6 protein-coding genes are annotated in these 8,032 nt (G+C 74.4%); 1 reads left to right on the top strand and 5 read right to left on the bottom strand.

Features of this window, described 5'->3' with window-relative positions; genetic code table 11:
• Positions 1-1,030 (bottom strand): SdiA-regulated/phytase-like domain-containing protein (locus tag DVA66_RS13900; RefSeq protein ID WP_114560627.1); only part of this gene is annotated, 1,030 nt, incomplete at its 3' end.
• A gap of 172 nt (positions 1,031-1,202) precedes the next feature.
• On the opposite strand from DVA66_RS13900, the gene DVA66_RS13895 reads away from it, so the two are divergent.
• On the top strand, positions 1,203-1,871 hold the full coding sequence (locus DVA66_RS13895) for a DUF7691 family protein (RefSeq protein WP_114560626.1): 669 nt from the start codon (positions 1,203-1,205) through the stop codon (positions 1,869-1,871).
• A 14-nt stretch (positions 1,872-1,885) separates the two neighbouring features.
• On the opposite strand, the gene DVA66_RS13890 is transcribed toward DVA66_RS13895, so the two are convergent.
• The 4 genes from DVA66_RS13890 to DVA66_RS13875 all read right to left on the bottom strand — a co-directional run.
• Positions 1,886-2,101, bottom strand: a complete 216-nt coding sequence (locus DVA66_RS13890; RefSeq protein ID WP_114560625.1) for a uracil-DNA glycosylase family protein — start codon at positions 2,099-2,101, stop codon at positions 1,886-1,888.
• A 253-nt stretch (positions 2,102-2,354) separates the two neighbouring features.
• Positions 2,355-5,762 (bottom strand): pyruvate carboxylase, encoded by a 3,408-nt coding sequence (locus tag DVA66_RS13885; protein ID WP_114560624.1) that lies wholly within the window; start codon positions 5,760-5,762, stop codon positions 2,355-2,357.
• Positions 5,763-5,841: 79 nt separating this feature from the next.
• A complete protein-coding gene (locus DVA66_RS13880) occupies positions 5,842-7,188 on the bottom strand; it encodes a hypothetical protein (protein WP_114560623.1) in 1,347 nt (448 codons plus the stop codon).
• 329 nt (positions 7,189-7,517) lie between these two features.
• The coding region (locus DVA66_RS13875; RefSeq protein WP_198671763.1) for a 5-oxoprolinase subunit C family protein at positions 7,518-8,032 on the bottom strand (515 nt) is incomplete at its 5' end.

Genomic DNA, 8,032 nt, shown 5'->3' with positions numbered 1-8,032 from the left:
CGGCCGGATCCGCCCCGCCGCGGGGACGTGCGAACGCGACCACCAGCCCGGCGGCCACCGCGACCAGGGCCGCCAGCCCGAGCGCCAGCAGGGTGCCGCTGCGGTCGTCCCCCTCCTCGGCGGCGGCCGGCTCCTCCTCGGGTGCGGCCTCCGGGCTCGCCTCCTCCGACGGCGCCGGTTCGGCGCTCGCGGGCGGGGAGTCGTCCCCGGCCGGGACGTCCTCGGCCACCGCCTCGGGCACCGGCACCCGCAGCACCTGCGAGCCCTCGCCCTCCGAGCCGACCAGCAGCCCCTCGCCGTCGAGGGCGTCGGTGATCGACTCACCCTGCTGCTGCAGCGGCAGGGCGGCGCTCGCCTCCGTCTCGTAGTCCTCGTCCAGGACGGTCACCGACACGTAGCTGCGCAGCGCGATCCGGCCGTCGGAGAGCAGGGTGGCGTCGGTGACGAAGGAGGGCGCGTCGGCGACCCGTTCCAGGGTGTTGACCTGCTGGCCCGAGGGCGAGCTGCTGGTGGCCCAGATGCCGCCCTCGCGCTCCTTGGTGATGATGAGCACCCGCCCCGAGGGCAGCACCACCATCGCCTCGGCGTCGTGGGCCTCGCCGTCGCCGTACTGCAGGTCCCAGGCGTTGTAGGTGGGGGTCGTGCCCGGCTCGGGATCGGCCACGCGGTAGACGGTGATGAGCTCGCGCTCGCGGTCGTTGTCGCCGATGTCGCCGATGTAGAGCGCCTCGGAGGTGCGCGCCACCGCCTCGACGTCGGTGACGTCGGCGCGCAGGGTCAGCACCCCCTCGGTCTCGCCGTCCTCGTCGAGGGCGAAGGCGCGGGCCTCGTCGCCGGAGTCGTTGACGGTCCAGTAGAGGTCCTGCTGGCGGTCGGTGGCCAGGCCGGAGGACTCGGTGATGTCCTCGTCGCCGATGGTGAACTCCACCTCGTCGGCGACGGCCGGCAGGGCCAGCGGCAGGCACAGCAGGGTGGCGCCGACGGCGGCCCCGATCGATCCTCCGACGCGCCGGACACTCCGCGGCACCATCACGCTCCTTCTCCGCTCCACGACCATCCCCGCCTCACCGTCCCAGCACCGCGGCCACCACGACGATGCCGAGCAGGGCGAGCAGCACCCCGGTCACCACGAGGCGTCGGGTCCGAGGAGTCACCGGCCCAGCCTATGGTGCATCGGCGGACCAGACGGCTACGGTGCCGCCATGGGCGCGTTGCAGCTGCACGCCATCGCCGTCGAGGAGGTCCGTGCCGTCGTCGGCGCCGACGAGTCCCTCGCCGCCCGGCTGCGCGCCGTCGCCGAGGACGCCTTCCGGCCCGCACCCGCCGTCGAGCAGCGGGGGCTGCTGTCCAAGCTCGGGCCGATCTTCCGCCGGGCCCCCGGCGCACTGGTGGTCGACCCGGCCGACCCCACCCCCGCCGACCTGGACACCCTGCTCGCCGGGCGCTACGTGCCGCCGGACCGTCAGCTGGCCACCTGGACGCTGCTGCAGCGGCTGGTCGCCGAGCTGGCCTGGGGCAGCCTGGAGCTGCCGCTGGGACGCGCCGAGCGCGACGCCGTCGACTTCGACCTGGCCCGCTCCGGCACCTCCAGCGAGGTCGGGCTGGGCCGGCTGTGCAGCCATGACGCGATGCTCGGCGTGCTCCCCCCGCCGGGCCAGTCGGCCTGCGCCCGGCCGCACGCCTTCGCCCTGGAGATGGCCGCGGCCTGGGACACCGCGGTGCTCGGCGACGGCGACGCGCTGCGCGGTTCCCCGCACCGCGACGACGTCGTCACGCTGGCGCACTGGCTCAACGGGTTCGAGCAGTGGGGACGGGTGGCCGAGCAGCAGGGACGTCCGGCGCCGGGGGTCGTCGTCTTCGCCAGCCGCTGACCCTGCACCCGGCGTCAGCTGCGGGCGGCGGCCGCGGTGACGAGGTCGACGACCAGGGCGTCGAAGGCCTCGGCGTAGCCCTCGCGGTCCTCCAGCCGCAGCAGCGCAGACGGGTGGGTGGTGAGCACCACCGGACGCCCGGTGTCGGTCAGCACCCGGCCCCGCTCGGCGCCGACCCGCACCGTCCGGCCCAGCACGGAGCGTCCGGCGCTGGCGCTCAGGGCGATCACACGTCGGGGTCGACGACGTCCGGCTCGGCACCCGGCTCCGGCCGGCAGGCCACCAGTGGCGCACCTCGGGTTCCTGGTGCAGCCGGCGCTTCCCGCGCAGCTGGTGGCGGAAGTGCTCGACGGCGCTGGTGAGGTACACCTCGGCGCGCGGCAGCCCGGCGGCCTCCAGCGCGCGGTCGGGCACCCACTCCGAGGCGTCGCCGTGCTCGGGCCGTACCCACCGACGGGCTCCTCCGACGCAGACCGGCCCGGGTCAGGACGGGGTGATCACCAGCACCAGGTCGCCGCCCTCGACCGACTGCACGCCGTTGAGCGCGATCCGCTCCACGGTGCCGGCCACCGGTGCGGTGATCGCGGCTTCCATCTTCATCGCCTCGATGGTGGCCACCGACGCCCCGGCCTCGACCTGCGCCCCCTCGGCCACGCCCACGGTGACCACCCCGGCGAACGGGGCCGCGACGTGGCCGCGGTTGGCCGGGTCGGCGCGCTCGGCGGCCTTGGCCTGGACGGTGATCGAGCGGTCCCGCACCCGGACCGGGCGGAGCTGGCCGTTGAGGGTGCACATCACCGTGCGCATCCCCTTCTCGTCGGCCGAGCCGATCGCCTCCAGCCCGAGGATGAGGTTGACGCCCTTGCCCAGCGGCACCGTCGTCTCGGTCTCCGGGCGCAGCCCGTAGAGGTAGTCCAGGGTGCCGAGCCGCCCGATGTCGCCGTACTCCTCCCGGGCCTTGGTGAAGTCCTTCGTCGGGCCGGGGAAGAGCAGCCGGTTGAGCGTCTGCTGGCGCACCCGCCCGGACGTCCGCAGCGCGGCGGCGTCCTCCTCCGACAGGTCGCCCACCCGCACCGGGGCGGTGCGGCCCTGCAGGGCGCGGCTGCGGAACGGCTCGGGCCAACCACCGGGCGGGTCGCCCAGCTCGCCGGAGAGGAAGCCGATCACGGAGTCGGGGATGTCGTAGGACTGCGGGTTCGCGGCGAACTCGTCGGGGTCGGCGCCGGCCGCCACCAGGTGCAGCGCGAGGTCGCCGACCACCTTCGACGACGGCGTCACCTTCGTGGGCCGGCCGAGGATCCGGTTGGCCGCGGCGTACATCGCCTCGACCTCCTCGAACTTGTCGGCCAGGCCGAGGGCGATCGCCTGCTGACGCAGGTTGGACAGCTGCCCGCCGGGGATCTCGTGGTCGTAGACCCGCCCGGTCGGGCTGGGCAGCCCGGACTCGAAGGGCAGGTAGACCTTGCGGACGGCCTCCCAGTACGGCTCCAGGTCCTGCACCGCGCGCAGGTCGAGCTCGGTGGCCCGCTCGGTGTGGGCCATCGCCGCCACCAGCGCCGAGGCGGGCGGCTGGCTGGTGGTGGAGGCCATCGAGGCGCTGGCCACGTCCACCACGTCGACGCCGGCGTCGGCGGCCGCGAGCAGGGTGGCCAGCTGGCCGCCGGCGGTGTCGTGGGTGTGCAGGTGCACCGGCAGGTCGAAGTTCTCCCGCAGCGCCGAGACGAGCTTCTTGGCCGCCGGCGGACGCAGCAGCCCGGCCATGTCCTTGATGGCCAGCACGTGCGCGCCGGCCTCCACGCAGCGCTCGGCCATCCGCAGGTAGTAGTCGAGGGTGTACAGGTCCTCGGCGGGGTCGGCCAGGTCGCCGGAGTAGCACAGCGCCACCTCGGCCACGGTGGTGCCGGTCGCCCGCACCGCCTCGATCGCCGGGCGCATCTGCTCGACGTCGTTGAGGGCGTCGAAGATGCGGAAGACGTCGATGCCGACGGCGGCCGCCTCCTCGACGAAGGACGTCGTCACCTGGGTCGGGTAGGGGGTGTAGCCGACGGTGTTGCGGCCCCGCAGCAGCATCTGCAGGTTGATCCCGGGCATGTTGTGCCGCAGCGCGGCCAGCCGCTCCCAGGGATCCTCGTTGAGGAAGCGCAGCGCCACGTCGTAGGTGGCCCCGCCCCAGCACTCCACCGAGAACAGCTCGGGGAGCATGCGGCTGTAGAAGGGCGCGATCCGCAGCAGGTCGCGGGTGCGCACCCGCGTCGCCAGCAGCGACTGGTGGGCGTCGCGGAAGGTGGTGTCGGTGACCTGCAGGGCGGTCGCCGCGCGCACCTCGGCGGCGTAGCCCTCCGGACCCAGCTCGAGCAGCCGCTGCCGGGAGCCGGGCGGGGACGGCTGGCTCAGGTCGACCCCGGCCGGGCGCTTGGCGACGGGGTCGAGCAGGGTCGGCGCCGGGCCGTGGGGCTGGTTGACGGTGACGTCGGCCAGCCAGCGCAGCAGCTTGGTGCCGCGGTCGCCGGGGGTGTTGGTGGTGAGCAGGCCGGGACGCTGCTCGATGAAGGCGGTGGACAGGTCGCCGGCGATGAAGTCGGGGTCGTCCAGCACCGCCTGCAGGAACGGGATGTTCGTGCTGACGCCGCGGATCCGGAACTCCGCCAGCGCCCGGCGGGCCCGGGCCACCGCGGCCTCGAAGGTGCGTCCGCGGCAGGTGAGCTTGACCAGCATCGAGTCGAAGTGGGCGCTGATCACCGCGCCGGTGTCGGCGGTGCCGCCGTCCAGCCGGACGCCCGCGCCGCCGGCGGAGCGGTAGGCGCTGATGGTGCCGGTGTCGGGGCGGAAGCCGTTGGTCGGGTCCTCGGTGGTGATCCGGCACTGCAGCGCGGCGCCGTTGATCCGCACCGTGTCCTGGCTCAGCCCGAGGTCGGCCAGCGTCTCACCCGAGGCGATCCGCATCTGGGCCTGCACCAGGTCGACGTCGGTGATCTCCTCGGTGACGGTGTGCTCGACCTGGATCCGCGGGTTCATCTCGATGAACACGTGCTGCCCGGCCCGCTCCCCCTCGGTCTCGACGAGGAACTCCACGGTGCCGGCGCAGGAGTAGTTGAGCGAGCGGGCGAAGGTGACGGCATCGCGGCACAGCGCCTCGCGCAGCGACTCGGGGATGTGCGGGGCGGGGGCGATCTCGACCACCTTCTGGTGGCGGCGCTGGATCGAGCAGTCCCGCTCGAACAGGTGCATGACGTTGCCCTGCCCGTCGGCGAGGATCTGCACCTCGATGTGGCGGGGGCGTCCGACCGCCTGCTCGATGAAGCAGGTGGGGTCGCCGAAGGCGGACTCGGCCTCGCGCATCGCCGCCTGCAGGGCGTCGCGCAGCTGCTCCGGGGCGTCCACCCGGCGCATGCCGCGCCCGCCGCCGCCCGCGACGGCCTTGACGAAGACCGGGAAGCCGATGTCCTCCGCGGCCGCCACCAGGGTGTCGACGTCATCCGACGGCGGGCAGGAGGCCAGGGTCGGGATGCCGGCCTCGCGGGCCGCGGCCAGCGCGCGCACCTTGTTGCCGGCCAGCTCCAGCACCTCCGCGGGCGGGCCGATGAAGGTCAGCCCGTTGGCCGCGCAGGCCTCGGCCAGGTCGGGGTTCTCCGAGAGGAAGCCGTAGCCGGGGTAGACCGCGTCGGCGCCGCTGCGCCTGGCGGCCTTGATGATCTCGTCGATGTCGAGGTAGGCCCGCACCGGGTGGCCCTCGGTGCCGATCTGGTAGGCCTCGTCGGCCTTGATCCGGTGGATCGCGTTGCGGTCCTCGTGCGGGAACACGGCGACCGTCTTCGCCCCCAGCTCGTAGGCGGCGCGGAACGCCCGGACGGCGATCTCTCCACGGTTGGCGACGAGAACCTTCGAGAACATGGCGCGAATCTAGCGGGCCGGACGGGTCGTCCCCGACGCTCTCCCCTGCTGGACGGCCCCCGCCGCACGGCCGCCCGGCTCAGGACTGCGCGGCGCGGCCGGCGGCCTCCACCAGGGCGACGGTCTGGTCGACGACCGCCTTCCGGTCGGCTTCGAACTCCGGGCTGGTCAGCGCGGCCGGGTCCTCGGGGTAGACCAGCGAGGAGATGTGCAGGTGGCCGCCCGGCAGGTCCTCGCGCCCGACGCCGAGACGGAGCCGGTTGGTGCGGTACATGCTCTCGTTGGACAGGTAGTTGCCGCCGGGGGCGCTGGCCGCCCGCGAGCCGGGGCTGGGGTCTGGCGCGCTGCGGATCGAGGCCGGGTCGGGGAAGGTGCCCCGCGGCCACTCGGTGATGCCCGGGTTGAGCCGGACCGGCCACGGCCCGGTACCGGCGGCGATCATCTCCTCGTACGGCAGCGTGGTCTGGATGAACTGCGGGGACGGCTGTGGCTGCGGCCACAGCGCCGCGGCCGAGATGGGGCCCCAGTTGAGCGCCCGGTTGTTGTCGGGTGAGCCGCCGCGGAACCCGCCGGCCCACTTCTCGATGTCCATCCGGCCGCGGCCGGTCTGGCTGATCGTCATGATCGTGTCGACCGACCCGGCGTGCTCGGGGTGGTCCTCGGGCACCAGCCAGGGGCCGAAGGCGTCCTCGACGATGCCCTGGTCGAAGTCGCTCCAGTTCACCGGCAGCATGACCGCCTGCACGACCACCCGGCCCTGCTCGGTCTCGACCACCCGGCCGTCCAGCTGCAGCGCCGAGGCGCCCGAGGGGTTGGAGTTCCGCAGGCTGGAGTCGAGGCTGTAGGTGTCGAACCCGCTGACCAGCACCCTGGTGACGTCCTCGCCCTGACCGAACTCGACGCTGTCGATGCCGCGGCCGGCGTAGGAGAGCTGGCGGACCAGCGCCTGACGCTGCAGCGAGGTGAGCGGGAACGACGGCACCCACTCCCGCAGCGCCCGGGTCATCGCGGTCCGCGCCCAGTACAGCGGTCGGTCGTCGTAGGGGTCGATCGTGCCCAGCTGCTGGCGGCCCTGGGCGCGGTCGACGGCCGTCCGCCACAGCTCGGTGCCGACGACCTGGACGGCCCGGCTCGCCTGACGGACGTCGCGGACGGTGCACAGCCGGCGCTCGAGATCGGCCACCTGCGGTCCGAACCCGCCGGCCTCGATGAACTGGACCGAGGCGGGGACGTCCTGGCCGGGCAGCGGCTGGGTGATCCGCTGCTCCTCCACGGTGAGCGGGGCGCCCTCGGCGAAGCAGTCGCCGGCCCGGTCGGGCACGGCCGCCGGGGCGGGACCACCCTGCGGCAGACCGAAGGCGAGGGCGCCGAGGGAGAGCAGGTTGGCGGTCAGCAGCGCGAGGGTGCCGAGTGCGGGACGGGCCATGGTTCACCTCTGGTCTCTGCCGGCGCACCGGCGCGTGGGGTGGGTGGGTCGAACCGGTTCTGTTCACGCTACTCCGCCCCGGGTGGGACGGGAACGGCTGGGGAGGCGGGGGACGTGCTGGTGATCGGAGGCCCTTCGACAGGCTCAGGGCGCTGGGGTGCGGCTCAGGGCGCTGGGGTGCGGCTCAGGGCGCTGGGGTGCGGCTCAGGGCGCTGGGGTGCGGCTCAGGGCGCTGGGGTGCGGCTCAGGGCGCTGGGGTGCGGCTCAGGGAGAGCTCGGGGCCGACCACAGCGCGCTGAGCCTGTCGAAGCGCGGGAGACCGGACTGGCTCAGGACGCCGCGGGACGGTCGGTGAAGCGGAGGGTCTGGCCGGGGCGGAGCTGGGCGCAGCGGTCGACGTCGGGGTCGGCGACGTAGCCCACCACCGGGTAGCCGCCGGTGACCGGGTGGTCGGCGAGGAAGAGCACCGGGACGCCCGACGGCGGGATCTGCAGCGCCCCGCGCACCATGCCCTCACTCGACAGCTCGCCCGCCCGCAGCCGCGCCAGCGGCTCCCCCTCCAGCCGGACGCCGACCCGGTTGCTCTCGCTGCTGACCCGGTAGTCCTGGCCGGTGAGCAGCTGCCAGGCGTCGTCGGCGAACCAGTCGCGGCGCGGCCCGGGCAGCACCCGCACCGTCACCGTGCCGGCCGGCGGGTCGGGTACCGGGGCCAGGTCCACCCCGGGCAGCGGCTCGACCGGCTCGCCCACCGGCAGCCGGTCCCCGGCGCGCAGCGGCGCCGGGCCGAGACCGGAGAGCAGGTCGGTGGAGCGCGAGCCGAGCACCGGCTCGACCGCCACCCCGC

This window comes from Desertihabitans aurantiacus, from assembly GCF_003344635.1.
Lineage (GTDB): Bacteria > Actinomycetota > Actinomycetes > Propionibacteriales > Propionibacteriaceae > Desertihabitans > Desertihabitans aurantiacus.
The sequence above is the reverse complement of the archived record's forward strand: the minus strand, read 5'-3'. Positions and strand labels throughout refer to the sequence as shown.

Excerpts from the sequence above, each read along its gene's own strand:
- DVA66_RS13895 (WP_114560626.1), top strand. The coding sequence starts at position 1,203 with ATGGGCGCGTTGCAGCTGCACGCCATCGCCGTCGAGGAGGTCCGTGCC.
- DVA66_RS13885 (WP_114560624.1), bottom strand. The coding sequence starts at position 5,762 with ATGTTCTCGAAGGTTCTCGTCGCCAACCGTGGAGAGATCGCCGTCCGG.
- DVA66_RS13880 (WP_114560623.1), bottom strand. The coding sequence starts at position 7,188 with ATGGCCCGTCCCGCACTCGGCACCCTCGCGCTGCTGACCGCCAACCTG.